This window comes from Clostridium sp. ATCC BAA-442 (genome assembly GCF_964239415.1).
GTDB classification, from domain to species: domain Bacteria; phylum Bacillota; class Clostridia; order Oscillospirales; family Oscillospiraceae; genus Flavonifractor; species Flavonifractor plautii.
On the sequence record NZ_CAXSQB010000005.1, the window covers coordinates 105,466 to 130,289 of the forward strand.

Annotated in this window: 23 protein-coding genes, 5 tRNA genes and 1 other annotated feature; of the genes, 11 read left to right on the top strand and 17 right to left on the bottom strand. The window is 65.1% G+C overall.

Annotated features, from left to right (window positions below; translation table 11 throughout):
• Positions 1–83: 83 nt before the first annotated feature.
• The 10 genes from ACESY8_RS03800 to ACESY8_RS03845 form a co-directional block, all read right to left on the bottom strand.
• Positions 84–746, bottom strand: coding sequence for a hypothetical protein (locus ACESY8_RS03800; RefSeq protein WP_186964077.1), 663 nt, complete (start codon positions 744–746; stop codon positions 84–86).
• A 428-nt stretch (positions 747–1,174) separates the two neighbouring features.
• Positions 1,175–1,250, bottom strand: a tRNA-Lys gene (locus tag ACESY8_RS03805).
• Between the two features lie 3 nt (positions 1,251–1,253).
• Positions 1,254–1,328 (bottom strand) — tRNA-Gln (locus tag ACESY8_RS03810).
• A 65-nt stretch (positions 1,329–1,393) separates the two neighbouring features.
• Positions 1,394–1,469, bottom strand: a tRNA-His gene (locus tag ACESY8_RS03815).
• Between the two features lie 25 nt (positions 1,470–1,494).
• A tRNA-Arg gene (locus ACESY8_RS03820) sits at positions 1,495–1,571 on the bottom strand.
• A 3-nt stretch (positions 1,572–1,574) separates the two neighbouring features.
• Positions 1,575–1,648 (bottom strand) — tRNA-Gly (locus tag ACESY8_RS03825).
• A gap of 185 nt (positions 1,649–1,833) precedes the next feature.
• The gene (locus ACESY8_RS03830) at positions 1,834–2,640 is read right to left on the bottom strand and encodes an ABC transporter ATP-binding protein (protein WP_007489484.1); all 807 of its coding nucleotides are present in this window, start codon (positions 2,638–2,640) and stop codon (positions 1,834–1,836) included.
• Entirely contained in the window at positions 2,641–3,555 is a 915-nt protein-coding gene (locus ACESY8_RS03835) for an ABC transporter permease (protein ID WP_007489483.1), read from the bottom strand. It lies immediately after the preceding gene.
• Between the two features lie 66 nt (positions 3,556–3,621).
• On the bottom strand, positions 3,622–4,656 hold the full coding sequence (locus ACESY8_RS03840; RefSeq protein ID WP_009260161.1) for an ABC transporter substrate-binding protein: 1,035 nt from the start codon (positions 4,654–4,656) through the stop codon (positions 3,622–3,624).
• Between the two features lie 70 nt (positions 4,657–4,726).
• Positions 4,727–4,974: a binding site (T-box leader), on the bottom strand.
• 45 nt (positions 4,975–5,019) lie between these two features.
• Positions 5,020–5,925: a DMT family transporter gene (locus ACESY8_RS03845; protein ID WP_007489479.1), complete on the bottom strand. Its 906-nt coding sequence runs from the start codon at positions 5,923–5,925 to the stop codon at positions 5,020–5,022.
• A gap of 70 nt (positions 5,926–5,995) precedes the next feature.
• Here ACESY8_RS03845 and ACESY8_RS03850 point away from each other — a divergent pair, with 70 nt between their 5' ends.
• Positions 5,996–6,622 (top strand): HAD family hydrolase, encoded by a 627-nt coding sequence (locus tag ACESY8_RS03850; protein WP_009260160.1) that lies wholly within the window; start codon positions 5,996–5,998, stop codon positions 6,620–6,622.
• 47 nt (positions 6,623–6,669) lie between these two features.
• On the opposite strand, the gene ACESY8_RS03855 is transcribed toward ACESY8_RS03850, so the two are convergent.
• Positions 6,670–9,129, bottom strand: a complete 2,460-nt coding sequence (locus tag ACESY8_RS03855) for an ATP-dependent helicase (RefSeq protein WP_434307924.1) — start codon at positions 9,127–9,129, stop codon at positions 6,670–6,672.
• A gap of 221 nt (positions 9,130–9,350) precedes the next feature.
• On the opposite strand from ACESY8_RS03855, the gene ACESY8_RS03860 reads away from it, so the two are divergent.
• Together ACESY8_RS03860 and ACESY8_RS03865 are read left to right on the top strand one after the other, a co-directional pair.
• Complete coding sequence (locus tag ACESY8_RS03860) at positions 9,351–9,914, top strand: GNAT family N-acetyltransferase (protein ID WP_054338864.1); 564 nt, start codon at positions 9,351–9,353, stop codon at positions 9,912–9,914.
• On the top strand, positions 9,907–11,223 hold the full coding sequence (locus ACESY8_RS03865) for a sodium-dependent transporter (RefSeq protein WP_054338863.1): 1,317 nt from the start codon (positions 9,907–9,909) through the stop codon (positions 11,221–11,223). Before ACESY8_RS03860 ends, ACESY8_RS03865 begins: the two co-directional genes overlap by 8 nt.
• A 44-nt stretch (positions 11,224–11,267) precedes the next feature.
• Here the strand turns inward: ACESY8_RS03865 and ACESY8_RS03870 are convergent, their stop codons facing one another.
• The 6 genes from ACESY8_RS03870 to ACESY8_RS03895 are packed head-to-tail and all read right to left on the bottom strand — an operon-like array spanning position 11,268 to position 16,436.
• Complete coding sequence (locus ACESY8_RS03870; RefSeq protein ID WP_054338862.1) at positions 11,268–11,900, bottom strand: stage II sporulation protein R; 633 nt, start codon at positions 11,898–11,900, stop codon at positions 11,268–11,270.
• A 54-nt stretch (positions 11,901–11,954) separates the two neighbouring features.
• Positions 11,955–12,827: a 4-(cytidine 5'-diphospho)-2-C-methyl-D-erythritol kinase gene (ispE, locus tag ACESY8_RS03875; RefSeq protein ID WP_007489711.1), complete on the bottom strand. Its 873-nt coding sequence runs from the start codon at positions 12,825–12,827 to the stop codon at positions 11,955–11,957.
• A 12-nt stretch (positions 12,828–12,839) separates the two neighbouring features.
• Positions 12,840–14,120, bottom strand: coding sequence for a DUF1015 domain-containing protein (locus tag ACESY8_RS03880; RefSeq protein ID WP_044943550.1), 1,281 nt, complete (start codon positions 14,118–14,120; stop codon positions 12,840–12,842).
• Positions 14,121–14,133: 13 nt separating this feature from the next.
• Positions 14,134–14,736 (bottom strand): bifunctional phosphoserine phosphatase/homoserine phosphotransferase ThrH, encoded by a 603-nt coding sequence (gene thrH, locus ACESY8_RS03885; RefSeq protein ID WP_007489713.1) that lies wholly within the window; start codon positions 14,734–14,736, stop codon positions 14,134–14,136.
• 36 nt (positions 14,737–14,772) lie between these two features.
• The gene (locus ACESY8_RS03890; RefSeq protein WP_054338861.1) at positions 14,773–15,960 is read right to left on the bottom strand and encodes an aminotransferase class I/II-fold pyridoxal phosphate-dependent enzyme; all 1,188 of its coding nucleotides are present in this window, start codon (positions 15,958–15,960) and stop codon (positions 14,773–14,775) included.
• Positions 15,957–16,436 (bottom strand): Lrp/AsnC family transcriptional regulator, encoded by a 480-nt coding sequence (locus ACESY8_RS03895; protein WP_009260149.1) that lies wholly within the window; start codon positions 16,434–16,436, stop codon positions 15,957–15,959. Before ACESY8_RS03895 ends, ACESY8_RS03890 begins: the two co-directional genes overlap by 4 nt.
• A gap of 255 nt (positions 16,437–16,691) precedes the next feature.
• On the opposite strand from ACESY8_RS03895, the gene ACESY8_RS03900 reads away from it, so the two are divergent.
• The 8 genes from ACESY8_RS03900 to ACESY8_RS03935 all read left to right on the top strand — a co-directional run bounded on the left by ACESY8_RS03900 (position 16,692) and on the right by ACESY8_RS03935 (position 24,809).
• Complete coding sequence (locus ACESY8_RS03900) at positions 16,692–17,015, top strand: hypothetical protein (protein ID WP_007489722.1); 324 nt, start codon at positions 16,692–16,694, stop codon at positions 17,013–17,015.
• Positions 17,012–18,070: a V0D/AC39 family V-type ATPase subunit gene (locus tag ACESY8_RS03905; RefSeq protein WP_054338860.1), complete on the top strand. Its 1,059-nt coding sequence runs from the start codon at positions 17,012–17,014 to the stop codon at positions 18,068–18,070. The genes ACESY8_RS03900 and ACESY8_RS03905 overlap by 4 nt, the downstream gene beginning before the upstream one ends.
• Positions 18,071–18,106: 36 nt before the next feature.
• Complete coding sequence (locus ACESY8_RS03910; protein WP_238047257.1) at positions 18,107–20,059, top strand: V-type ATP synthase subunit I; 1,953 nt, start codon at positions 18,107–18,109, stop codon at positions 20,057–20,059.
• Between the two features lie 19 nt (positions 20,060–20,078).
• Positions 20,079–20,507 carry an ATP synthase subunit C gene (locus tag ACESY8_RS03915; protein ID WP_055179603.1) on the top strand — a complete coding sequence of 143 codons (429 nt, stop codon included), beginning with the start codon at positions 20,079–20,081 and terminating at the stop codon, positions 20,505–20,507.
• 142 nt (positions 20,508–20,649) lie between these two features.
• Positions 20,650–20,958: a V-type ATP synthase subunit F gene (locus tag ACESY8_RS03920; RefSeq protein ID WP_007489726.1), complete on the top strand. Its 309-nt coding sequence runs from the start codon at positions 20,650–20,652 to the stop codon at positions 20,956–20,958.
• Between the two features lie 23 nt (positions 20,959–20,981).
• A complete protein-coding gene (locus ACESY8_RS03925) occupies positions 20,982–21,587 on the top strand; it encodes a V-type ATP synthase subunit E (protein WP_024723450.1) in 606 nt (201 codons plus the stop codon).
• A gap of 18 nt (positions 21,588–21,605) precedes the next feature.
• The gene (locus tag ACESY8_RS03930; protein WP_054338858.1) at positions 21,606–23,375 is read left to right on the top strand and encodes a V-type ATP synthase subunit A; all 1,770 of its coding nucleotides are present in this window, start codon (positions 21,606–21,608) and stop codon (positions 23,373–23,375) included.
• Between the two features lie 27 nt (positions 23,376–23,402).
• Positions 23,403–24,809, top strand: coding sequence for a V-type ATP synthase subunit B (locus ACESY8_RS03935; protein ID WP_434307923.1), 1,407 nt, complete (start codon positions 23,403–23,405; stop codon positions 24,807–24,809).
• Positions 24,810–24,824 lie beyond the last annotated feature (15 nt).

Sequence of the window (24,824 nt, forward strand, 5' to 3'; positions counted from 1 at the left end):
TACGTAACGAAAAAAATGCCGCAAACCAAGCGATACCAACAATTTCTGTATAGAAAAAAGCGGCGCCTGATTTGGCACCGCCCTCATATGGACTGTCCAAGCTTCTGACTTTCGCTCTGCATCTGATCCTGGGTTCTTTCCGGCAGCTGGGCTGTGATCTGATCCAGGAGGCGCCGGCATTGGAACTCCTGCTGGTAGGAGGCGGGGCCCTCTCCATAGAGGAAGCCCTGCACCGCCTGGCGCAGCCCCTCCAGCTGCTCCCGGTCAAAGACCCGTTCCCTGGCCACCAGCCCGGAGCGGAGGGCGAAGTCCTCCCTGGCGCCCTGATAGTCCTCCATGTAGTAGTGGCCGTTGTTGACCCCGCTCCGGTCATAGTCCCGGGCCCAGGTGACGAACTGGGCCCCCAGCAGCGTCTCTGTCCCGGCCAGCACTGTGCCGTTGAACTCTGCCAGCACCCGGTAACCGTCCGCCAGGCCATCCGCCTTCAGAGGTGCGGCATTCTCCAGAAGTGTCATGTACTCCATCACCGTCCCCGCCGCCTCCGTGACCTGGGCCAGGGCGGCCTTTGCCCTGCTGGTGTCCACCCAGGTGGGGTCATACCGGACGACGCCGCTCTCCGTGACCCGGCACAGGATGCGGCCGTTCCACTCCACCGGGAGCAGGCCGTCCTCCTCCAGCGAACGGGGCAGCAGCTCCCGCCGTCGCAGGGCGTAGGACAGCTCTTCGAAATAGGTTTTGGCGGTCATATTCATATTCCTCCTTTGGACTCAGCGTCCTTTTTCGATTATCGTTCTGTACCCCTGCCCGGGAATTTCACCATACCATCATCTCTATAAAAATCTATTCAGCAAAGCGGACACAAAAGTGTGCGCCCTTTTTGAACTTCCTGGGCAACAAAAAAGCGCCGGTCTGATGGTTGTGAAACCAACAAACCGACGCGCTACTTTTTGTATATATTTTTTCCTCCATTTGGCGGCCTTGGAGCCTGAAAAAGGGCGCAGGGGAGGGTTAACCGGTATTTTATGGAGCAATCCGGGGGGCAATGTCCTTCTGTGGCTCCATAAACCTCGAAAATATCTTTTTTTCCAGAACGCAAATTTCAGGAAAATAAAAAAGCCACACCCTCTGATACTCTAAGCGTTCCGCTTAAAATATCCAGATTGGTGTGGCTTTATGGTGACCCGTCGGGGATTCGAACCCCGGACCCACTGCTTAAAAGGCAGTTGCTCTGCCGACTGAGCTAACGAGTCATTTGGCTGGGATGGCTGGGCTCGAACCAGCGAATGCGGGAGTCAAAGTCCCGTGCCTTACCACTTGGCTACACCCCAATCTGGCTGGTTCTAAAAGCAAAGGACCGGAGCGGACGCTCCGGCCCTTCCGCCTTAAGGGCTTATGGGGTGGGTGACGGGACTCGAACCCGCGACACTCGGAACCACAATCCGATGCTCTACCAACTGAACTACACCCACCATATCGAATGGCTTTAGAAAACGATGGCACGCCTGAAGGGACTCGAACCCCTGACCCACTGCTTAGAAGGCAGTTGCTCTATCCACCTGAGCTACAGGCGCTTATGGAGCGGGTGATGGGAATCGAACCCACGCGACCAGCTTGGAAGGCTGGGATTCTACCATTGAACTACACCCGCATGGGCGCTGATCTCTTTGGCATGTCAGCCAGAAAATAATAGCATATCTCCGCATTCTTGTCAATGCTTTTTTCGAAAGATCTCGCACTTTTTCCACCGCCATCGGCCTACTCCCGTCGCAGCCGGGGATACATGGCCCCGCTGCCGCAGACACGGAAAAAATGCCGCCTTTGGGCGGCATTTTTCTAGTCGTTGGAGAGCAAAATGCGGTCGTTGTCCAGGTTCTTCCCCGCGCCGGCACGGAAGCGCTCCAGCAGATCGTCCACGGTGAGGCCCTTACGCTCCTCTCCGCCGATGTCCAGCACCACCCGTCCGGCATCCATCATGAAGGTTCGGCTGCCCAGCTCCAGGGCGTTTTTCATGTTGTGGGTGATCATGAGGCAGGTAATGCGCTCCCCCTCCACGATTTCCCGGGTGAGGCGGAGCACCTTCTCCGCCGTGGCAGGGTCCAGTGCGGCGGTGTGCTCGTCCAGCAGGAGCAGCTTGGGGGGCACCATGGTGGCCATGAGCAATGTCAGGGCCTGCCGCTGACCGCCGGAGAGGAGGCCCACCGGCTGGCGCATCCGGTCCTCCAGGCCCATGTCCAGCCGGGCGAGCTGCTCCCGGAAGAACGCCTTGTCGGCCTTGGAGACCCGGCTGAAGAAGGCACGCTGGTGCTTGGCGGTGCGGAGATAGGCCAGGGCCAGGTTCTCCTCGATGGTCATGTGGGGGGCGGTGCCCCGCATGGGGTCCTGGAACAGACGGCCGATCTGGCGGCTGCGGCGGTAGGCGGGCAGATAGGTGATGTCCGCCCCGTCCAGGCGGATGGAGCCCTCGTCCACAAAGAAGTCCCCCGCCACGGCGTTGAAGAAGGTGGACTTGCCCGCGCCGTTGGAGCCCACGATGGTCACGAAGTCTCCCTCGGCCAGAGTCACGGACAAGCCGTCCAGGGCCTTCTTCTCGTTGACGGTGCCGGGGTTGAAGGTCTTGGAGACCTTGTTCAGTTCCAGCATTTACTTCTCCCCCTTTCGCCCGGCCAGGGCGCGGCGCTTTCTGGTCTGGAAAGCCCACCACTGCCGGATGGAGGGGGCCGCGATGGCCAGGGCCACCACCAAGGCGGTCACCAGCTTGAGGCAGTCCACTGGCACCACCTTGGTGTAAAGCACCAGAGCGTAAACGAGACGGTAGAGGATGCTGCCCGCCACTACCGCAATGGCTCCCCGGAACATGGCGCCCCGGCCCACGATGGTCTCACCGATAATCAGGCAGGCCAGGCCGATGACCACGATTCCGGTGCCGCTGTTGATGTCAGCTGTCTTCTGGGCCTGGCCCACTACTGCGCCGGACAGGCCGGTGAGGGCGTTGGCCACGCACAGGCCGATGGTGATGGTGAAATTGGGGTTGATGGAGGAGGAGCGCACCATGTCCCGGTTGTCGCCGGTGGCGCGGATGCTGAGGCCCAGCCGGGTGCCCAGGAAGGCCACCAGCAGCACACCCGCCAGCACGGTGATCCCCCCGGAGAGGAGGATGGGGTTCCAGTCGCCGCCGATGCCGGTGGCGCGGAAGAGGGTGAAGATGGTATCCTGCTTGAGCAGGGACTGGTTGGCCTTCCAGCCCATGGCCATGAGGTTTACGGTATACAGCCCCGTGTTGGTGACGATGCCCGCCAGGATGGAGGGCACTCCCAGCTTGGTCTGGAGGAAGGCGGTGACAAACCCGGCGCAGGCCCCGGCCAGCATGGCGGCGGGGATGGCCAGGAAGGGGTGTCCCGCGGCGGTGAGGGTCACCGACACGGCACAGCCCAGGACGAAACAGCCGTCGGTGGTCAGGTCGGCGATGTCCAGCACCCGGTAGCTTAGGAACAGGGCCATGGCCACCAGAGCGTACTGGAAGCCCAGCTCCAGGGCGGTTTGGGCGACGTAGAGCACGGAAAAACGCTCCTTTCACAGGCCAGCGCCCCCGGCGGGAGCCGGGGGGCTGGCTTTGGTTTGATCTCAGTCCTCAGTGGTGGTGACGGTGGTGACCTGTCCCAGGCTTTCAAAGACGGCGGGGTCGATGGCCAGGGCGGCGGCGGTCTCGGAGTTGACGGTGATCAGGCCGCCCGCCACCTGGTAATAGTCCTCCAGGCCGTCCATGCCCCCGGTCATGGCCTGGTAGGCCAGATCGGCCGTTTCGGCACCCAGGTCGGTGTAGTTGACGCCGCAGGTGGCAAAGGCGCCGTTGCGCACGAAGGAGTCGGCCCCGGTGTAGTGGGGGATGCCGGCGGCGATGAAGTCCTCATAGATGGCCAGCTCGGCGGCCATGATGATGTTGTCGGTGGGGGTGAAGACGGCGTCCACTCCGTCGGCAATCAGGGAGCTGGCGGCGGCGATGACCTCGTCGTTGGTGTTAGCGGTGGCCTCGGTGTAGGCCACGCCCTTGGCGTCCAGATAAGCCTTGGCATCCGCGATGGGCACCTCGGAATTGGGCTCGGACAGGGAGTAGAGCAGGCCCACAGACCCAATGTCCGGATTCTGGGTAAACATCATGTCCAGAATCTGATTGGTGTCCAGGGCGTCGCTGGTGCCGGTGACGTAGTCCATGCCGGTGAGCTCCACGGTCTCCGGATAGGAGATGGCGGCGAAGATCACCGGGGTCTTGCTCTCCTCAGCGGAGACGGCGGCCACCTGGGCGGCGGTGGTGGCGATGGGGATAATGGCGTCCACACCGTCGGCAATGGCCTGGTCGGACAATTGGCGCAGGACAGTCTGATCCCCCTGGCCGGAGGTCACCTCATACTCGATCGTGATGCCGTTTTCCTCCGCGATGGCGTCCAGCCGGGCGGTAATCGCGTTGGCGATCTCGTCCAGGGAGGCGTGGTCCATCTGCTTGATCACGGCCACCTTATAGGTTTCACCGGCGGCAGGGGTGTTGGAGCTGCCGCCCGCCGGGGTGTCGGCGGTGCCGGAGGGGCCGCCGGAACAGGCCGTGAGGGACAGGGCCAGCGCGGCCGCGGCGGAGAGAGACAGGATTCGATTCAGCTTTTTCATGTTTGGTTCCTCCCAATCAAAAATTGGGGCGGCAGATGGTGCAGGATGTAAAAAAACGCTTCTGCCCCATTGCTGGGACAAAAGCGTTTCAACACTTCTGCGATACCACCCAAATTGACGTCAATGACGTCCACTCGCTTCACGCACCATCATGCGTGCCCGATGGATAACGGGTGGGATCCCGTCGGCATCTACTAGGTTGCCCGTTCAAGCCGCCCTCGGAAGGCCATTCGCCGGTCTCCTCTGATCCCGATTCCACCCTCCGGGACTCTCTTTGCATCGGAAACGCCGGGTACTTCTCTTCCTCACTGGTTTACCATGTGTGGTTGTTGTACCGTATTATACGCACCTGTTCCGGCTTTGTCAACTCTTTTTTTTGCGCAGGAAGGAGAATTTGGTCTCGGAGCACACCACGGCGATGAAGATCAGCGCAAAGCCCACGAACATGAGGGGGGTGGGCCGCTCATTGGCGAAGAGGATGGAGAAGAACACGCCGAAGGGGGCCTCCAGGGAGAGGAGCACGGCGGCGGTGGAGGGGGCGGTGTACTTCTGGCCGATGTTCTGGAACAGGAGGGCGCCGCAGGAGGCGCAGATGACCAGGTACGCCAGGCCCATGATCAGGCTGCTGTCAAATACGCCGGGCGTCAGCGCCGGGCGGGTGATCAGTACCCCCAGCCAGGAAAAGAGGGCGAAGGAGGCAAACTGGAGGGTGGTGAGGATGAAGATGTCCCGTCCCTCGGAGTACCTGGACACGGCCACGATGTGGGCGGCGAAGAAGAAGCCGCCGATGAGGGTGAGCACATCGCCCATGTTGAAGGCGGAGGCGTTGTCCCCGGTGATGGACACCAGGGCGATCCCCCCGATGCACAGGAAGGCGGCAATCAGGTTGAACCGGTCGGGGCGGCGCTTGGCGATGAACCAGTACAGGAAGGGGACGATGACGCAGTAGACGGCGGTAAAGAAGGCGTTCTTGCCGGAGGTGGTCTGCTCCAGGCCGAAGGTCTGGAAGGTGTAGGCCAGAAACAGGCAGAAGCCCATCACCGTGCCGCCGATCAGGTACTGCTTATCCAGCACCTTCCACCGCCGGATGAACACCACCGCCAGCACCAGGGCCGCAAAAGAAAAGCGGATGGCCAGCAGCCAGAAGGTGGGCAGCACGTCCACGCTGGACTTCATCACCACGAAGGAGCTGCCCCAGATGATGGTGGCCAGGATCAGCAGCGGGCTGGCGAAGCGGGCCAGGACGCTGCTCTCTTTGTGTTCGGTCATGGTTGTACCTCTCCTTTGACTATGATAAAATCAGGTTTACACACATTCACCGGGAAACGAGGGTTCGAGCATGTACTTATTCGACTTTGACGGCACGCTGGTGGACTCCAACGGCGTATGGGTGGAGATTGACAACGGCTTTCTGGCCCGCCGGGGGCTCACCCCCACCCGCGAATACAGCGACACCGTGGGCCACTCCATCTTCCCCATCGCCGCCCAGTTCACCAAGGACTACTACTGCCTGGACATGACGCCGGAAGCCATCATGGCCGAGTGGCTGGACATGGCCCGGGACGCCTACGCCCGCCAGGTGCCCATGAAGCCGGGTGCGGAGGCGTTCCTGGCCCGGTGCGCCGCGGCCGGGGAGCCCATGGCCCTTCTCACCGCCTGCGTACCCGAGCTGTGCCGGGCCGCCCTGGCCCGCCACAGGCTGGAGGGGTACTTTCGGCAAATCATCTTTGTGCAGGAGCTGGGCCTGGAGAAGCGCAACCCGGAGGCCTTCACCCGCTCCCTGGCCCTGCTGGGGGCCGAGGCCGGGGACTGCACCCTCTTCGAGGACTCCCCCGGCGCCTGCCGGGCGGCCCAGGCCGTGGGCATCCGGGCCGTGGGGGTGTTTGACCCCTTCTACGCCTCCTACGAGGCGGAAATGCGGGGGTTCTGCGACCGGTATATCACCAGCTTCACCGAGCTGCTGTAGGGGGCGGGCGGCCGCAAGGGCCGCCCTTATAGGTCTGGGGCTGCGGCTCAGACCTTCTTCATGTACTGGGAGGCGGACTTGAGCATCAGCTTCTTGGTGCCCACGCTGTCGAAGGCGATCTCCACCAGGGCATCGCCCCCCATGGGGGTGACTTTGGTGATGAGGCCCCGGCCGAAGGCCTTGTGCTGGACGCTGTCGCCCATGCGGAACCCGGGCAGGGCACCACCGGCGGGGGCCCGCCCAGCCGCAGGGCTCTTCCAGTCGGGGGCGGGCGCGCCGGCAGAGGCCGGGGCGGCGGCGGAGCCCATGGAGAAGCCCCGGTCGAAGGTGCGGCGCACCGGCGCGCGGCGGGCGGGGCGCTCGGCCTCCCGCTCGGCCCGCTCGGCGTAGGGCAGGCGCCCCGACTTCTCCACATACTCCGGCGGGATCTCCCCCAAAAAGCGGGAGGGCCGGTTGGAGTTGGTGCGGCCGAAGAGCATGCGCTGGGAGGCGCAGGTCATATAGAGCTTCTCCTTGGCCCGGGTCATGGCCACGTAGCACAGGCGGCGCTCCTCCTCCATCTCCTCGGCCTCGCCGATGGCGCGGATGCCGGGGAAGATGCCCTCCTCCACGCCCACCACGAAGACCACCGGGAACTCCAGGCCCTTGGCCGAGTGCATGGTCATCATCACCACGCAGTCCTCGCTGGGATCGTGGCTGTCCAGGTCGGTATAGAGGGCGATCTCGTCCAGGAAGCCCGCCAGGGAGGGCTCATCCACCGCGTTCTCCAGGTAGTTCTGGATGGAGGAGAGCACCTCGTGGACGTTCTCCAGCCGGGTGCGGTCTTCCACGGTGTTCTTCTGCTCCAGCATGACGGCGTAGCCGGTGCGCTGCACCAGCTCCTCGTAAAAGTCGGGCAGCTCCATCTCGCCGGAGAGCTTCCGCAGCTCCGCCATCAGCTCGGCGAACTGGGACAGGCGGGGGGCGGCCTTCTGAAGCTCCGGGAAGTCCTTCGCGTGGCTCACCACATCCCACAGGGAGCGGCCCTCCGCCTGGGCGATGGCCTGGGCCCGCTCCACGGTGGTGGCCCCGATGCCCCGGGGCGGGTTGTTGATGATGCGGGACAGGCGCAGATCGTCGTTGGGGTTGTTGACGGCGCAGAGGTAGGCCATCATGTCCTTGACCTCCGCCCGGTCGAAGAAGCGGATGCCCCCGATGATGCGGTAGGGGATGCCGTTGCGCTTGAAGGCCTGCTCAAGCTGGTTGGACTGGGCGTTCATGCGGTAGAGCACCGCGTGCTCCCGCCAGCCCCGGCCCGCGGAGAAGCCGGCGAGGATCTGGGCGGCCACGAACTGGGCCTCGTCGTGCTCGTTCATGGCGGTGTAGCAGTGGACCTTGTCCCCCGCCTCGTGCTCCGTCCACAGCTCCTTGCCCTTGCGGCCCTCGTTGTTGCGGATGACCGCGTTGGACGCCTCCAGGATGTTTTTGGTGGAGCGGTAGTTCTGCTCCAGCCGGATCACCCGCGCCCCCTTGTACTGGGACTCGAAGGAGAGGATGTTCTCGATGGTGGCCCCCCGGAAGCGGTAGATGGACTGGTCGTCGTCGCCCACCACGCAGATGTTCTCGTACCCCCCCGCCAGGGTGGAGGCCAGCAGATACTGGAGGTTGTTGGTGTCCTGGTACTCGTCAATAAGTACATAGCGGAATTTTTTCTGGTAATACTCCCGAACGTCATCAAAATTCTGGAGCAGGCGGACGGTGTCCAGGATGATGTCGTCGAAATCCAAGGCGTTGGCCTCCCGGAGGCGGCGCTCATACTCGGCGTAGACTTTGGCGATTTTCACCAGCCGGTAGTCCCCCGCCTTCTCGCACTCCTGGACGTAGTCCTTCCCCAGCTTCATGGCGTCCTTGGCCCGGGAAATATAGCCCAGGATGGAGCGGGGGGCGAAGGCCTTCTCGTCCAGGTTGAAGTCCTTCACAATGTCCTTGATCACCCGCTCGGAGTCGGCGGTGTCGTAGATGGTGAAGGAACTGGTGAAGCCCAGCCGGTCGATGTCCCGCCGCAGGATGCGCACGCAGGCGGAGTGGAAGGTGGAGGCCCAGATGTCGTTGGCCGACGGCCCCAGCATCCGCTCCAGCCGCTCCTTCAGCTCGCCGGCGGCCTTGTTGGTGAAGGTGATAGCGATGATGGACCAGGGGACCGCCGGGTCTACCCGGCACAGCCGCTCCTGCTCCGCCTTTTGGGCGGGATCGGGGTTCTGGACGTAGCCCTCCAGAAAGGCCAGGTCTGCGGGGGCGGCCCAGGCGGGCGCCTCGTCGCAGTCCGACCCGCGGCCGTACTTCATCAGGTTGGCGATGCGGTGAATGAGCACGGTGGTCTTGCCGCTGCCCGCCCCCGCCAGCAGCAGCAGCGGCCCCTCGGTGGCCAGGGCAGCCCTCCTCTGCTCCGGGTTCAGGTTCTGGTAGTCCAGGGCGATAGCCGCCCGCCGCGCCTTGCAGAAGCGCAGTTCCTCTTCTCTGTTCAGCATGGTTTTCTCCTTGGCAATGGCGGAGCCGCCCCTGGGTGGACGGCTCTTGTCTCAATACCTCTATTGTAACGAAAACTGCCCCCCAGGTCAACCTTCCGAAATGGAATCTTTTGCATGTGAAAACCGCATTGCCCACGGCCAAAATCTTTTTGACTTTATAGTGCAAAAGCGTCTCCGGTATGGTATAATACCTCTCCAGGCAGATTGGAAGGAGGTATCCCATGCACCGCTTTGTGTTCCGCTCCCCCCGGCTGGGCTTTCTGGCGGTGGGCCCCGCCCTGGCCCGGCCGGCCGCCGCCTTTTACCGACGCAACCGGGCGGCCTTCGCCCCCTTTGACCCGGTGCAGCCGGAGGACTTCTTCACCGAGGAGGGGCAGGCCGAGCGCCTGGCAGAGGAGCTGGGCTGGGCGGAGGCGGGGCGGAGCTTCCGCTTCCTGCTGGTACAGCCCCGGCACCCGGGCAAAATCATCGGGGCGCTGGGCTTCAACGAGATCATCCGGGGAGCCTTCCAGTCCTGCTTCGTGTCCTACAAAATCGACGCCGCCCTCTGGGGGCGGGGCTACGGCTCCGAGGCCATCCGGTACGGCACCGGCTGGGCCTTCCGGGTGCTGGGGCTCCACCGGGCGGAGGCCAACGTCATGCCCCGCAACGCCGCCTCCCTGCGGGCGGCGGAGAAGGCGGGCTACCGGCCGGAGGGGCTGGCCCGGCGCTATCTCAACATCAACGGCGTGTGGGAGGACCACATCCACATGGTCAAGCTCAATGAGGAGGAATATCATGCATAAATCCGGTTCCGACGGCAAGTTTACCAGCTCCATCGGCTTTGTACTGGCCGCGGTGGGCTCCGCGGTGGGCATGGCCAACATCTGGCTCTTTCCCTACCGGGTGGGGCAGTACGGCGGCGGCGCCTTCCTGATCCCCTATTTCCTGTTCGTCGCCCTGTTCAGCTATGTGGGCCTGTCGGGGGAGTTCGCCCTGGGCCGCCTCACCGGTACCGGCGCCATGGGCTCGCTGGACTACGTGCTCCGGCAGCGGGGCCGCCGGGGCGGCCGGGTGCTGGGCGCCATCCCCCTGCTGGGGGTGCTGGGCATCGCCATCGGCTACTCGGTGGTGGTGGGCTGGGTGCTGCGGTACGCCGCAGGCTCCCTCACCGGCTCCGTCCTGGCCGGGGACGCCCAGGGCTTCTTCTCCGCCCTGGCGGTGGACTTCGGCTCCATCCCCTGGCACTTCGCGGCGGTGGCGGTGACGGCCGCCATCCTGATCTTCGGCGTGGCCTCCGGCATTGAAAAGCTCAGCAAGGTCATGATGCCCGCCTTCTTCATCCTGTTCCTCATCATCGCCGTCCGGGTGGCCTTCCTGCCCGGCGCCATGGAGGGCTACCTCTACCTGCTCCGGCCCGACTGGAGCTATCTGCTCAACCCGGAGACCTGGGTGATGGCCATGGGACAGGCCTTCTTCTCCCTGTCCATCAACGGCGCGGGCATGCTCATCTACGGCAGCTATATGAAAAAGGGCGAGAACATCCTCCGCCACGCGGGCATGACCGCCGTACTGGACACCCTGGCCGCCCTGCTGGCGGGCTTCGCCATCCTGCCCGCGGTGTTTGCCTTCGGCATCGACCCCACCAGCGGGCCGCAGCTCATGTTCGTCACCCTCCCCCAGATCTTCCAGCAGATGCCCGGCGGGCGCATCTTCGCCCTGCTCTTCTTCGTCTCCGTGTTCTTCGCGGGCATCACCTCCCTGATGAACATGCTGGAGGCCTGCGGCGAGGCCCTCACCTCCACCTTCCGCCTGTCCCGCACCGTTTCCACCCTCCTGGTGGGCGCGGCCGCCTTCCTCCCCGGCCTGTTCCTGGAGTCCCTGGCAGGCATGGGGGGCTGGATGGATCTCATCACCATCTACGTCTCCCCTTTCGGCGCGCTGCTGGTGGCGGTGTGCATCTACTTTGTGCTGGGTATGAAGGACATCGGGGCCGAGCTGGCCCTGGGCCGGGGCAAGGCCCCCGGCCGCCTCTTCGGCATCACCGCCCGGTTCTATGTGTTCCTCACCGTGGCGGTATGGATTCTGGGCATCGCCTACGGCGGCATCGGCTGAATTCCCCCGCAAAAAGCGGCCTGCGCGCTTGCGCAGGCCGCTTTTTATCGCCCTTCCAGCCAGCCCTTGAACTGCTCCAGCAGCTCCACGGCCTTGAACTTCACCACGTAGCCCTCGTCCTCCCCGGTCATCAGGGAGACCTGGTTCTCCGTCAGCCCGGCCTCCAGGGCGGTTTCCTGCGTGGTCTCGCTGACGGAGCCCAGGCAGAGGGGCGGGAACACCACGCACCACCAGTTCAGCCCGCCCCCCGCGCCGATCTCGATGCGCAGGGCGGTGTACGCCCCTGCCGGGAGGGCGAAGTCGGTATAGGTCTTGGTGGGGAACCAGTAGTCGTGCACCAGGGAGGCGGTCACCGGATAGGAATAGCCCGCCTCCCCCACCACCTCCGCCCCGGCGGCGGCCAGGTCGTACAGGTGGGCGCGGAGGAGCTCCTCTGTCTCCGCCCGGCCGGCTCCAGGAACAAACAGCTCCTCCGCCTCAGCCAGAATCCGGTCCCGCACCCGGAGCTTGAGGGCCTGGTCGGCCTCGGAATCCGAGTTGGCCAGCACGTGCAGGCGGATCACCTGGTCGGACAGGGCCGCCTGGGCCCCGTCCAGCCACACCCCCAGCAGAGCCGCGCAGGCCACCCCCAGCAGCAGCGCCAGCTCCCAGCGGCGCAGGGTCTTGGATTGCTTCATAAAACATCACCGTCCACTATGTAGTGCCTACATTGTGGACGGTGATGCCGGTTTCTATACCATTTTTTCCAGGCTGCGGGCCAAAAATGTATCCCGGTAGCTCTCCTGGAGCAGCTCATAGGCCCGGCGGGCGGCCTCCTCCCGGTCGAACAGGCCGAAGACGGTGGAGCCGGTGCCGCTCATAGAGGCCCCCAGGGCCCCCTGCTGAACGAGGGCGTTCTTGATGCGCTGCACCTCCGCGCCCCGCCGCTCGGGGAGCACATCCTCAAACACGTTATACATGCGCCGGGCCACTCCGGCCAGATCCCCCGCCGCCAGGGCGGCCAGCAGACCGGCGGTGTCCGGGCGGCGGCGGATGCGGCAGCCGTCCAGCCTGGCGAAGAGCTCCGGCGTGGGCACCGAGAAGGCGGGCTTGCACAGCACCACATGGCAGTCGGGCAGGGCGGGCAGAGTGGTGAGCACCTCCCCCCGCCCCTCAGCCAGGGCGGTGCCGCCCCGGACGCAGTAGGGCACGTCGGAGCCCACCCGGGCCCCGATGGCCTCCAGCCGCTCCGGCGGGAGGCCCAGCCCCAGCAGGCGGTTGAGCCCCCGCAGGACGGCAGCGGCGTCGGCGCTGCCCCCCGCCAGCCCGGCGCACACCGGGATGGACTTGTCCAGCTCAATGGACAGCCCGCCGCAGTCCGCCCCCGTCTCCGCGCACAGGCGCAGGGCGGCGGCCGCCGCCAGGTTGCGCTCGTCGGCGGGCAGGAAGCCCAGGCTGCTGCGCATGGACAGGGGCTTTCCCGTGCCGGTCTCCAGGCGGAGGGCGTCGCTGAGGGTCACGGTCTGCATGACCATGCGCATCTCGTGGTAACCGTCGCTCCGCCGGTCCAGCACGTCGAGAGAGAGATTCAGCTTGGCGTAGGCCCTTGTTTCCAGAACGGGCATCGGGTCACCCCCTTATCGGATCTTGCGCGCCTCCAGGTAAAAGCGCTTGTCGTGGGCCTCCCCCATGGAGAAGGTCTTGCGGGGGAGCACCCCGTCCCGGATGACGGTGGGAAAGAGCTGCTCCTTGCCCATGGCGGGCAGCAGGAAGGCGATATTGCCGGGGCGGGCGGCCAGATCCCGGGCCACATCCGCGCCGTGGATGTAGTCGATGCTCCCCCCGTGCTCCTTCACATAGGCGTCCAGGAAGGGCTGGAGGGTGCCCACCTCCAACTGGGCCTCCGGGCGGGGCACAGTGACCGCGCCCTTCCCCCCGGCATGGGAGAAGCGGAGCACATGGCCGTCCCCCTCCCCCCGGTATGCGCCGGGGAGGGCGGAGAGCAGCTCCTCCACCACCCGCTCCGGCTCCACGCCGAAGACCACCCGGTGGATGGGCTCGAACTCCAGGGAGGCGTCGTGGAGGTTGACCAGCTCGCACAGGGCGTACCGGGCGGGCAGGCTGTCCCACTGCTCCCTGGGGGTGAGCTTCTTCTGCCGCTCATAGCACTCCTTGGCGGTGGCCAGGGAGTGGTTGCCGTCCCCTACGGCGAAGAGGAGCACCGGCTTGTCCTCCACGCCGTAGCGGGCGCGGAAGGCCGCCGGATCGGCCAGCTTCCGGAGGGCGGCGGCCACCAGGGCCATGCTCTCCCCGTCCAGCCGCCAGCCGGCGATGTGGCCGCCCCGCTCCATGAGGTCGAAGTCGTACACCTTTTCCATCTGGTCCTTGCGGGCGGAGAGGGGCTCAAGCACCGTCTTTTCCGGGTCGTCGGCCAGCAGCATCACGTGGGGCAGCTCCAGGGGGGCGTTCTTGCGCACCGCCACCCGGGGCGGAATGCGGGCCATGACGGTGCCCTCGGTGGCCCGCACCTGGGCCTCCGCGCCGGGCTCGTAGTCGTACTGCTCCAGATCCACCATGCCCACCAGGCCCCGGCGCAGGCGCAGGTTGTCCAGCCGCCGCTCCACATAGATCAGGCTGGCGGGCAGGGTGCGGAACCGCTCCTCCCGCAGGTAGCGGGTCATGGTGTTGTTGACCTCCATGATGTCGGTCTCCACGCTTGGGCCGTCCAGGCAGCTCTCGGGCAGGATCAGGCGCAGGGTGGATGGGGCGGAGCCCACCAGCTCCTCCACCTCCTGCCAGTACTCCGGCTGGGAGGTGTACTGGTCGCAGGCCACCACCGACCACTTGGTGTAATCACAGTTCTGTGGCAGGAGGATGTCCGCCGGGCGGAAGGCCAGGCCGTCAAACGGGTCGCGCATACGTCCGCCCTCCTCAGTCCATGGCCCGCCGGATGGCGGCCAGCAGCTCGTCAAAGCCCTCGTAGGCGGGCACCTCCGGGTGGTCGGCCTTGATCTGCGCCGTGCTCTTGAAGAGGAAGCCGGCGCGGCTGGCCTGGATCATGCCCAGGTCGTTGTAGCTGTCCCCGGCGGCGATGGTGTCGTAGCCGATGGACTGTAGGGCCTTCACCGTGGTCAGCTTGGACTGGGGGCAACGCATGCGGAAGCCGGTGATGGCCCCGTCGGGCGCCACCTCCAGGGTGTTGCAGAACAGGGTGGGCCAGTTCAGCTTTTTCATCAGGGGCTGGGCGAACTGCTCAAAGGTGTCGCTGAGGATGAGCACCTGGGTGAAGCTGCGCAGCTCGTCCAGAAACGCCCGCGCGCCGGGCAGGGGGTCGATTTGGGCAATGGTAGCCTGAATCTCCCGCAGCCCCAGGCCGTGCTCCCGCAGTATGCCCAGGCGGTACTCCATCAGCTTGTGGTAATCGGGCTCGTCCCGGGTGGTGCGCTTGAGGGCGGGGATGCCGCTGGCCTCGGCGAAGGCAATCCAGATCTCGGGGACCAGCACGCCCTCCATGTCCAGACAGGTGATGTACATATGCTGCCTCCTCTCAGAATGGGGGTGGATGGAAGCTCAGCCCTCCCGGGCCTGCTTCTTGCGCAGGTTGGTCAGGAAGTTGTCCATGCGGGTCAGGGCCTCGGCGATGTCCTTCATGCTGGTGGCGTAGCAGCAGCGGATGAAGCCCTCGCCGCCGGGGCCGAAGGCGGAGCCGGAAATGACGGCCACCTTCTCCTCCATCAAAAACCGCTCGCAGAATTCGTCGGAGGTCAGGCCGGTGCCCCGGATGTCGGGAAACACGTAAAAGGCGCCCTTGGGCTCGAAGCAGGGCAGGCCGATGCGGCGCAGGCCCTCCACCAGATAGCGGCGGCGGCCGTCGTACTCGTCCCGCATCTTCTCGATGTCCACGTCGCCGTTGCGCATGGCCTCAATGGCGGCGTACTGGCTGGTGGTGGGGGCGGACATGATGCCGAACTGGTGGAGCTTGAGCATCTGCTGGAGGACGGGCGCGGGGCCGCAGACGTAGCCCATGCGCCAGCCGGTCATGGCGTGGCTCTTGGAGAAGCCGTTGACCACGATGGTGCGGTCGTACAGCTCGGGCAGGTTGGCGGGCGACACGTGCTTCTGGCCATAGGTCAGCTCGGCGTAGATCTCGTCGGAGAGGACCATGGCGTTGGTGTCCTTCAGCACCCCGGCCAGCGCCTCCAGATCAGCCCGCTCCAGAATACCGCCGGTGGGGTTGGAGGGGAAGGGGAGCACCACGGCCTTGGTGCGGGGGGTGAGGGCGGCGCGGAGCTGCGCGGCGGTGAGGCGGAACTCGTTCTCCGCCTTCAGCTCCACGTACACCGGCGTACCCCCGGCCATGGACGTCAGGGGCCCGTAGCACACAAAGGAGGGCACGGGGATGATCACCTCATCGCCGGGGTTGAGGATGCACCGCAGGGCCAGGTCGATGGCCTCGCTGCCGCCCACTGTGACCACAATCTGATGGGCGAAGTCGTATTGCAGGCCGAAGCGGCGGTTCAGGTAGGCCGCGATCTCCCGGCGCAGCTCCGCCATACCGGCGTTGGAGGTGTACTTGGTGAAGCCCTTCTCCAGAGAGTAGATGCCCGCGTCCCGGATGTGCCAGGGGGTGACGAAATCGGGCTCCCCCACGCCCAGAGAGATGGCATCCTTCATCTCCTCCAGGATATCGAAAAAGCGCCGGATGCCGGAGGGTTTGACCTCCTGGATGCGCCGGCAGAGTATTTCATCGTAATTCATGAAAAGATCCACTCCTTCTCCTGCTGCTCCTGCTTTTCAAAGATCAGGTGCTTCTCCTTGTACTTGTGCAGGATAAAATGGGTGGCGGTGCCCGTCACGTCCTCCAGGGTGGACAGGCGCTCCCCCACAAACTGGGCCACCTCTTTCAGCGTGCGGCCCGAGATAATGACGGTGAGATCAAAGGCGCCGCTCATCAGATAGACGCTCTCCACCTCGTCGTACTGGTAGATGCGCTCGGCCACCCGGTCAAAGCCGTCGCCCCGCTGGGGCGTCACCTTCACCTCAATGAGGGCGGTGACCGCCTCCCGGTCGGTGCGGTCCCAGTCCACGATGGCCTGATAGCCCAGGATGGTCTTGTCCGCCTCATAGCGCTGAATGGCGGCCTTCACGTCCGCCACGGTCATATCCGTCATGGATGCAAGCTGTTCATGGGTCAGCGTGCAGTCCTGTTCCAGAAGCCGGAGCAGCTTTGCCATAATACTTCCTCCCATCTGCGTTTGAGCCCGCGCAAGCCGCGGGACAGCTTTATAAACTCTTATTATATACGCCCCCTCCCAGGATTACAATAGCGCATTCAAGCTCCCTCGCGCGGCATTCGCCGCTTTGTGCGGTATGATGAAATATTTTATTTATCCCTGCCATTTTCTTGTAGAAATCCATCTCCCGATATGGTATGATAAACGGTGACGTACAAATCCCTTTTCACTTCAAACAACGACGGAGGTGTTACGATGGACTACGCCGAGATGGTCAGCCAGATCATGGCCGCCGAACAGGGTGCCAAGGTGCTGGCGGAGGAGTCCCGTGCCAGGCGGCAGCAGCTCCAGGCCGGCCTGGAGCAGGAGATCTCCGCTATGCGCGAGAGCTATCTGGCGCGGGCCCGGCAGCGGCTGGAGCAGGTGCAGCAGACTGAGGAGGCCGCCGCCGAGGAGGCGCTGGACCGGCTGGACCGAAAGCTGGAGCAGACCATGCGCGCGGTGGAGGCGTCCTATGAGAAAAACAAGGAGCGCTGGGTGGACACCCTGTTCTCCCTGATCGTGGGCGTGCAGCCGTGAAAAACGCGGAGATGACCTACGGCGCGCTGTCCGCCAAGATCCGCGCCCTCTACGGCAAGCGCCTGCGGGCGGACGACTTTGCCCGGCTGGCCGGGCTGAAAAATGAGGCCGAACTGCTGGAGGCCCTGCGGCAGCACCCGGGCTGGAGCCGCGCCCTGTCCCTGGTCCCCCCCGGTGCCTGGTCCTACGTGGGCCGGGTGGAGATGGAGGGCGCTCTGCGGGACGAGCTGCGGCTGGAGTACCGGAGCCTGTCCTATTACGTTCCCCGGGAGGACAAGCCCCTGATGCAGTTCCAGCTCCGGGCTGCGGAGCGGAGCGCCCTCCTGGCCGCCCTGCGCCGGCTCAAGACCGGCCGCTACGCCAAGGAGCCTCCCCCCACGTCTGCGGTGCCCCTCCGCCTGCGGCTGGACGAGGGGGCCCTGGCCTCCTGCACCAGCTACGACCAGCTCCTGGACGCCGCCCGCGACACCATCTACGCGCCCGTGCTCCGGCACCTGCGCCCAAGCCGGGACGGCGCACTGCCCGACTTCACCCTGGCGGAGGCCGCCCTGCGCACCGCCTACTTCTCCCACCTCTACCGCATCGTCCACCGGCAGTATACCGGCCGCACCCAGAAGGTACTTCTCCGCGCCCTGGGGGAGCAGATCGACCTGCTCAACATCATCCATGTGCTCCGCCTCAAAACCTACTTCCCCCAGACGGAGCCGGAGACCTATCTGCGCGTTCTCTTCCCCTTTCACTACCGCCTCAACCCCGACTTCACCCGCGCCCTCTGCGCCGCCCCCGGCGTGGACGACGTCTTCGCCCTGCTGCGGGACTCCCCCTACCGGGACTGCTTCGACGGCGTGGCGGTGGGCGCGGTGGAGGAGTACTACCAACGGGCCATCTGCCGCTTCAACAAGCGTCAGCTCACCGCCGTGCCCCCCTCCATTTACACCGCCGTGGCGTACCTGGAGCTCAAGGAGCTGGAGCTGAGTGTGCTGATTAACGTGATCGAGTCGGTGAAATACGGCGTCCCTTACCGCGCAGAACTCGCAGATCTGGTGGGCCAATAAGCCCCCCAAGCCCATGTCAAGGAAGGAGCTACCGCAATGTCCGTTGTCCCGATGAAGCTGCTCACCATCGCCGGGCCGCTGGAGCGGTTTGACGATGTGGTGCGCGCCTGCGTCATCGACCAGGAGTTCCACCCGGAAAACGCCCTGCAGCTCATGCGGAGCGTGAAGGGCCTGCGGCCCCTGGAGCTGGAAAACCCCTACAGCGCACTCCTCCACCGCTCGGTGGAGGTGGCCGATGAGGCGGGCATCCCCCTGGCCTATGCCCCCTTCGACCCCGCGTCCCCCTTGGAGGATTTCGCTTCCTATTTCGATTCCCTCTCCGGGCGCATCGCCGCCCTGCACCGGCGGAGGGAGGAGCTGGAGCACAAGGCCGACGAGGCCCGCAGCATGGTGGACCAGCTACAGAACCTCCGGGGACTCAACGTCAGCCTGGACGAGCTCTGGGGCCTGGATCACGCCCGGTTCCGATACGGCTACCTGCCCCGGGAGACCTACGACGGCTTCCGGGAGGCCCTCAACGAGGAGGAGGACATCTTTTTCGTCCCCACCACCCTGGGCGCCCGGCGGGTATATGGGGTCTACTTCACCACCAAGGAGGCCCACCACAAGGTGGACTCCCTGTTCAATTCCCTGCACTTTGTACGCATTCGTCTGGAGGACCCGCCCGGCGGGACAGTGGACAACGCCACGGCAGAGCTCAACGCCCAGGTGGAGGCCGCCCAGGCGGCGGTGGCCCAGGTGGGGCAGGAGCTGGAGGAGCTGCGCCGGCAGGAGCGGGAGCACATTCTATCCAGCTACTCCTACCTGCGCTACCACAGCGAGTGCTGCGGGCTGCGCCAGTACGCCTGCCGCAGCAAGGGCACCTTTTACCTCACCGGCTGGGTGCCGGCGGCGGCGGTGCCGGAAATCGAGGAAACGCTCGCCCGGTTCCCCAACCTGTCCTGCGTGGCCGATACCGCCGACGACGTGCGCCACGCCAAGCCCCCCACCAAGCTGAAGAACTCCTTCCTGGGCCGGGTGTTCCAGCCCTTCCTGGAGATGTATGGCCTGCCCGCCTACAACGAGAAGGACCCCTCCCTGTTCATGGCCCTGACCTACTGCCTGTTCTTCGGCATCATGTTCGGCGATCTGGGGCAGGGGCTCTGTCTGGCCCTCATTGGCCTTGTACTGGCCAGGTGGAAGGGCATGTGGCTGGGCGGCATCATCACCTGCTGCGGCCTGTCCGGCGCGCTGTTCGGCTGCGTCTACGGGTCAGTGTTCGGCTTTGAGGACATTCTCCCCGGTTTTAAAATCATGGAGGAGACTACCTTTGCGGGCCTGGGCGTGGTGAGCAATGTCCTGCTGCTGCTGGTTCTGTCCATCTGTCTGGGCGTGTTTATGCTGCTGCTGGTGATGGTCATCAACATCCTCAACGGCATCCGCCAGAAAAACTATGAAAAAATCCTCTTCGGGCCCAACGGCGCGGCGGGCATCGTGTTTTACGCCGGACTGCTCACCGCGGCCGTGTCCACCCTGGCCTTCGGCGTGAACCTGTTCACCCCCGCCTATGTGCTGCCCGTGCTCATTCTCCCCCTGGTGCTCATGCTCCTGCGGGAGCCGCTGTCCCATCTGCTGGCCAAGGACCCCCACTGGAGGGAATTTTCAGTGGGCGAGGTGCTGGGCACCGGCTTCTTCGAGCTGTTCGAGACCCTGCTCAGCTACCTGACCAACACCCTGTCCTTCATGCGCGTGGGCGCCTATGCCATCACCCACGTGGGCCTGATGCTGGTGGTCCACATGCTGGCCGGCCTGGCCGGCGGGGTGGGCGGCCCGGCGGGCATCCTGATCCTGGTGCTGGGCAACGCCTTCGTCATGGGCTTCGAGGGCCTTCTGGTGGGCATCCAGGTGCTCCGTCTGGAGTTCTACGAGCTCTTCGGCCGCTTCTACGACGACGGCGGCATCCCCTTTGTCCCGAAAAAAATCGACTATGCTGCCCGCACAAACGGGTAATCCTGAGGAGGTAGTCACCATGCTGAAATTCATTGTCCTGTTCTTTGCCGCCTTCGCGGTTTTCTCCCCCCTGTTCCTCATCGGCATCCGCAAGTACACCGGACGCAGGGCCAAGCGGGCCCTTGGAGCCAACATCGCCTCCTTCTTCGCCTTCCTGGTGCTGGCCAGCGTGGTGGGCATCGGCGGCAGCGCCTCCGCCGCCGGCGCGCCTGAGGCCGCCGCGGCGGCTGGCGGTATCGCCGAGGGCCTCAAGTACGTAGGCGCCGCCCTGGCCGTGGGCCTGAGCGGCATCGGCGGCGGCATCGCCGTGGCCTCCTCCGCGTCTGCCGCCCTGGGCGCCATCTCCGAGAACGACAAGGCCTTCGGTAAGGCCCTCATCTTCGTTGGCCTGGCCGAGGGTGTGGCGCTGTACGGCCTGATCGTGGCGCTGCTGCTGCTCTTCGTGTAATCCGTCCAGAGGTATCGGTGTGCTGTGCAGGCGCACAAGTTGAATTGCTCCGAGGGGCAAGAGAAAGTACCCTGGGGTGTGTCCTGCTCCGCACGGATTTTGATTTCGCCCGCGGGGCGGGCGAAACGCTGAGAGGCAACTTATGAAATACTTCGTCATCACCGACAGCACGGATACCCAGGTGGGGCTGCGCCTGGCTGGCATCGAAGGGGTCGTGGTGCGGGAGGAGCCCCTGGTGCGCGCCGCCATCCAGACCGCCGCCGCCGATCCCGACATCGCCGTGCTGCTCATCACCGAAAAGCTGGCCGCCCTGTGCCAGGATCTCATCGCCCCGCTGAAGCTCACCGCCCAGCGGCCCCTGGTGGTGGAGATCCCCGACCGGCACAGCGCCGGCCGCGCCCCCGACTCCATCACCCGCTACATCCGGGAGGCCATTGGAGTCAAGCTCTGACCAGCTCCGTGAGGAGGTTAACTATGCCTGATATGAATCAAAAGCTGGACCGCTTCACCGCCAAAATCCTGGCGGAAGCCGCCGACGAGAGCAAGCGCGCCCTCGCGGAGGTCAAGCGCCGCCGGGAGCTCCGCTTTCAGGAAGCAGAGGACGCGGCACTGAAGGAGGCCTACGAGTACATCCACGGCGAGGTGGCCCGCATCCAGTCGGAGGCCGGGCGGGGCGTGTCCCGCCATATGCTGGAGAACAAGCGGGCCCTCTACCTGCGCCGCACCGAGATGGCCCAGGAGGTCTTCGCCCTGGTGCGGGCCAAAATCGCCGCCTTCACCCGCACTCCCGCCTATGGCCAGCGGCTCACTGCCCTGCTGGCCGAGGCGCTGGAGCAGCTCTCCGGCGCGGAGGAGGTGCTGGTCACCCTGCGGGGCGACGATCTGAGCTTTCGGGAGGCCCTGGCCGCCTCCGCGCCCCAAATCCGCCTGACCTTCCGGGAGGGGGACTTCCGCCTGGGCGGCCTGATCGCCGAGTCCCCCGATCTGGGCCTGCGGGTGGACTCCTCCTTTGACAGCGCAGCCGGCGAGTTGTCTGGCCACTTTGCCGAGCTCTTCGGCCTGTCGCTCTCCGACGAATAAGAAAGGATGGTACTTCCAATGAATCAAACGCACTATACCATCCACGGCATCAACGGCCCGGTCGTCAAGGTGACCGGCGGCAAGGGCCTGGCCATGATGGATATGGTCAGCGTGGGCGAGGAGGGCCTGATCGGCGAGGTGGTCAGTGTGGACCGCTCGGCCACCACCGTCCAGGTCTACGAGGACACCGCCGGCCTCAAGCCCGGCCAGCCGGTGGTGAGCCAGGGGGCCCCCATGTCCATCACCCTGGGCCCCGGCATGCTGACCAACATCTTCGACGGCATTGCCCGCCCCCTCAAGGGCATTGAGGCGGAGAGCGGCCCCTTCATCGGCCGTGGGCTGAACATCCCCTCCCTGGACCAGGAGAAGACGTGGGATGTCACCCTCCATGTAAAGGCAGGCGACGTTCTCGCCCCTGGCGCACTCTATGCCTCCTGCCCGGAGACCCCCCTCATCGTCCACCGCTGTCTGGTGCCCACCGGGGTGTCCGGCCGGGTCACCAAGGTGGCGCCCGCCGGGGCCTACCGGGTCAGCGACACTCTGGTGGAGCTCACCGACGACCACGGGCAGATCCACCCCCTGGCCCTGGCCCAGCGGTGGCCCATCCGCACCCCCCGCCCCATCGCCCAGCGGCTGCCCATCGACCGGCCTCTGGTCACCGGGCAGCGGATCATCGACACCCTTTTCCCCATCGGAAAGGGGGGCGCCGCCGCCATCCCCGGCCCCTTCGGCGCGGGCAAGACCATGACCCAGCACCAGTTGGCCAAGTGGTCGGACGCGGACATCATCGTCTACCTGGGCTGCGGCGAGCGCGGCAATGAGATGACCCAGGCCCTGGAGGAGTTCTCCGAGCTGCTGGATCCCAAGAGCCAGCAACCCCTGATGAACCGCACCATCCTCATCGCCAACACCTCCAACATGCCGGTGGCCGCCCGCGAGGCGTCGGTCTACACCGGCATGACCATCGCCGAGTACTACCGGGATATGGGCTACCACGTGGCCCTCATGGCCGACTCCACCTCCCGCTGGGCGGAGGCCCTGCGGGAGATCTCCGGACGGCTGGAGGAGATGCCCGCCGAGGAGGGCTTCCCCGCCTACCTGGCCTCCCGCCTGGCCGAGTTCTACGAGCGGGCGGGCTATGTGAAGACCCTGGAGGGGAAGGAGGGGAGCGTCACTGTAATCGGCGCCGTCTCCCCCCAGGGCGGCGACTTCTCCGAGCCGGTCACCCAGAACACCAAGCGCTATGTGCGCACCTTCTGGGGCCTGGACCGCGCCCTGGCCTACGCCCGCCACTTCCCCTCCATCAACTGGCTGACCTCCTACTCGGAGTACGCCGACGATCTCAGGCCCTGGTACGACGAGCACGTGGGGCCGGAGTTCGTCACCTGCCGCCACCAGATGGCGCACCTGCTCCAAAAGGAGTCGGAGCTGATGGAGATCGTCAAGCTCATCGGCGCGGACATCCTGCCCGAGGATCAGAAGCTCATCATCGAGACCGCCAAGCTCTTCCGGGTGGGCTTTCTCCAGCAGAACGCCTACCACGCCATCGACACCTATGTGCCCCTGGACAAGCAGCTGCGCATGATGGAGCTGATGCTCAAGCTCTACCACGGGGCCAAGGACATCGTCTCCCGGGCCATCCCCCTGTCCCAGCTCAAGGAGACCGGCATCTTCGAGGCCCTGGCCAAGATGAAGTACGAGGTGCCCAACGACGGCCAGGAGAAGTTCGCGGAGTATGACGCCGCCATTGAGGACGCCCTGCGGCAGGTCAACGAGGCCAACCGCTGAGGTTGGAGATAGAGGTGAAACACTGACATGAGACTGGAATACATCGGCCTTTCGGAGCTGTCCGGCTCCCTCATCGCCCTGGAGGGGGTCAAGGACGTGGCCTACGACGAGATGGCGGAGGTCACTCTGGAGAACGGGGAGCGCCGCTATGGCCGCGTCATCCTCATTGACGGCGACCGGGTGGTTCTCCAGGTATTTGAGGGCACCCGGGGCATCTCTCTGGAGAACGCCTCCACCCACTTCACCGGCAAGAGCATGGACATCGCCCTGTCCAAGGAGATGCTGGGCCGGGTGTTCGACGGCGCGGGCCGCCCCATCGACGCCCTGGGCGAGATCTACCCGGAGGAGCGGCGCAACATCAACGGCTCCGCCATCAACCCCGTCTCCCGCAAGTACCCCCGCAGCTGCATCTACACCGGCATATCCGCCATCGACGGCTGCGCCACCCTCATCCGGGGGCAGAAGCTGCCCATCTTCTCCGGCTCCGGCATGAAGCACAACGAGCTGGCCGCCCAGCTCGTGCGGCAGGCCAGGGTGCCCAACCAGGACGGGGAATTCGCCATCGTCTTCGCCGCCATGGGCGTCAAGAACGACACCGCCGAGTTCTTCCGCCGCTCCTTTGAGGAGGCCGGCGCCCTGAGCCGGGTCGTCATGTTCCTCAACCTGGCCTCCGACCCCATCATCGAGCGCATCCTCACCCCCCGCTGCGCCCTGACGGCGGCGGAGTTCCTGGCCTTTGAGCACGGCTACCACGTGCTGGTGGTGCTCACCGACATGACCTCCTACTGCGAGGCCCTGCGCGAGTTCTCCTCCTCCAAGGGGGAAATCCCCTCCCGCAAGGGCTTCCCCGCCTACCTCTACTCGGATCTGGCCTCCCTCTACGAGCGGGCGGGCATGATCCACGGCCGCACCGGCTCGGTGACTCAGGTGCCGGTGCTCACCATGCCCAACGACGACATCACCCACCCCATCCCCGACCTCACCGGCTACATCACCGAGGGGCAGATCGTGCTGGACCGGGAGCTGGATCAGAAGGGCATCTATCCCCCCATCGCCATTCTCCCCTCCCTGTCCCGCCTGATGAAGGACGGCGTGGGCAAGGGCTTCACCCGGGACGACCACTACGACGTATCCAACCAGCTCTTTGCCTCCTACTCCAAGGTGCAGGACGCCCGCAGCCTGGCCAGCGTCATCGGCGAGGACGAGCTGAGCGAGCTGGACAAGCAGTATCTGGCCTTCGGCGACGCCTTCGAGCGCAGGTTTGTCCACCAGAGCCTGGTGGACAACCGCACCATTGCGGAGACGCTGGACCTTGGGTGGAAGCTGCTGACCATGCTGCCCAGGGGCGAGCTGGACCGGGTGGACGCCAAGACCATCGAGGCTCACTATGTGGAGGGGGCGTGGAAGGAGCTCTTTGAGCGGAAGCAGTCATAGCCGGAAAGGAGGTCA

Coding starts and splice junctions, on each gene's coding strand:
- ACESY8_RS03850 (WP_009260160.1), top strand. CDS start 5,996: ATGTACTTATTCGACTTTGACGGCACGCTGGTGGACTCCAACGGCGTA.
- ACESY8_RS03900 (WP_007489722.1), top strand. CDS start 16,692: ATGGACTACGCCGAGATGGTCAGCCAGATCATGGCCGCCGAACAGGGT.
- ACESY8_RS03880 (WP_044943550.1), bottom strand. CDS start 14,120: ATGCGCGACCCGTTTGACGGCCTGGCCTTCCGCCCGGCGGACATCCTC.
- ACESY8_RS03925 (WP_024723450.1), top strand. CDS start 20,982: ATGCCTGATATGAATCAAAAGCTGGACCGCTTCACCGCCAAAATCCTG.
- ACESY8_RS03910 (WP_238047257.1), top strand. CDS start 18,107: ATGTCCGTTGTCCCGATGAAGCTGCTCACCATCGCCGGGCCGCTGGAG.
- ACESY8_RS03915 (WP_055179603.1), top strand. CDS start 20,079: ATGCTGAAATTCATTGTCCTGTTCTTTGCCGCCTTCGCGGTTTTCTCC.
- ACESY8_RS03855 (WP_434307924.1), bottom strand. CDS start 9,129: ATGCTGAACAGAGAAGAGGAACTGCGCTTCTGCAAGGCGCGGCGGGCG.
- ACESY8_RS03800 (WP_186964077.1), bottom strand. CDS start 746: ATGACCGCCAAAACCTATTTCGAAGAGCTGTCCTACGCCCTGCGACGG.
- ACESY8_RS03930 (WP_054338858.1), top strand. CDS start 21,606: ATGAATCAAACGCACTATACCATCCACGGCATCAACGGCCCGGTCGTC.
- ACESY8_RS03935 (WP_434307923.1), top strand. CDS start 23,403: ATGAGACTGGAATACATCGGCCTTTCGGAGCTGTCCGGCTCCCTCATC.
- ACESY8_RS03840 (WP_009260161.1), bottom strand. CDS start 4,656: ATGAAAAAGCTGAATCGAATCCTGTCTCTCTCCGCCGCGGCCGCGCTG.
- ACESY8_RS03890 (WP_054338861.1), bottom strand. CDS start 15,960: ATGAATTACGATGAAATACTCTGCCGGCGCATCCAGGAGGTCAAACCC.
- ACESY8_RS03860 (WP_054338864.1), top strand. CDS start 9,351: ATGCACCGCTTTGTGTTCCGCTCCCCCCGGCTGGGCTTTCTGGCGGTG.
- ACESY8_RS03870 (WP_054338862.1), bottom strand. CDS start 11,900: ATGAAGCAATCCAAGACCCTGCGCCGCTGGGAGCTGGCGCTGCTGCTG.
- ispE (WP_007489711.1), bottom strand. CDS start 12,827: ATGCCCGTTCTGGAAACAAGGGCCTACGCCAAGCTGAATCTCTCTCTC.
- thrH (WP_007489713.1), bottom strand. CDS start 14,736: ATGTACATCACCTGTCTGGACATGGAGGGCGTGCTGGTCCCCGAGATC.
- ACESY8_RS03895 (WP_009260149.1), bottom strand. CDS start 16,436: ATGGCAAAGCTGCTCCGGCTTCTGGAACAGGACTGCACGCTGACCCAT.
- ACESY8_RS03830 (WP_007489484.1), bottom strand. CDS start 2,640: ATGCTGGAACTGAACAAGGTCTCCAAGACCTTCAACCCCGGCACCGTC.
- ACESY8_RS03920 (WP_007489726.1), top strand. CDS start 20,650: ATGAAATACTTCGTCATCACCGACAGCACGGATACCCAGGTGGGGCTG.
- ACESY8_RS03845 (WP_007489479.1), bottom strand. CDS start 5,925: ATGACCGAACACAAAGAGAGCAGCGTCCTGGCCCGCTTCGCCAGCCCG.
- ACESY8_RS03865 (WP_054338863.1), top strand. CDS start 9,907: ATGCATAAATCCGGTTCCGACGGCAAGTTTACCAGCTCCATCGGCTTT.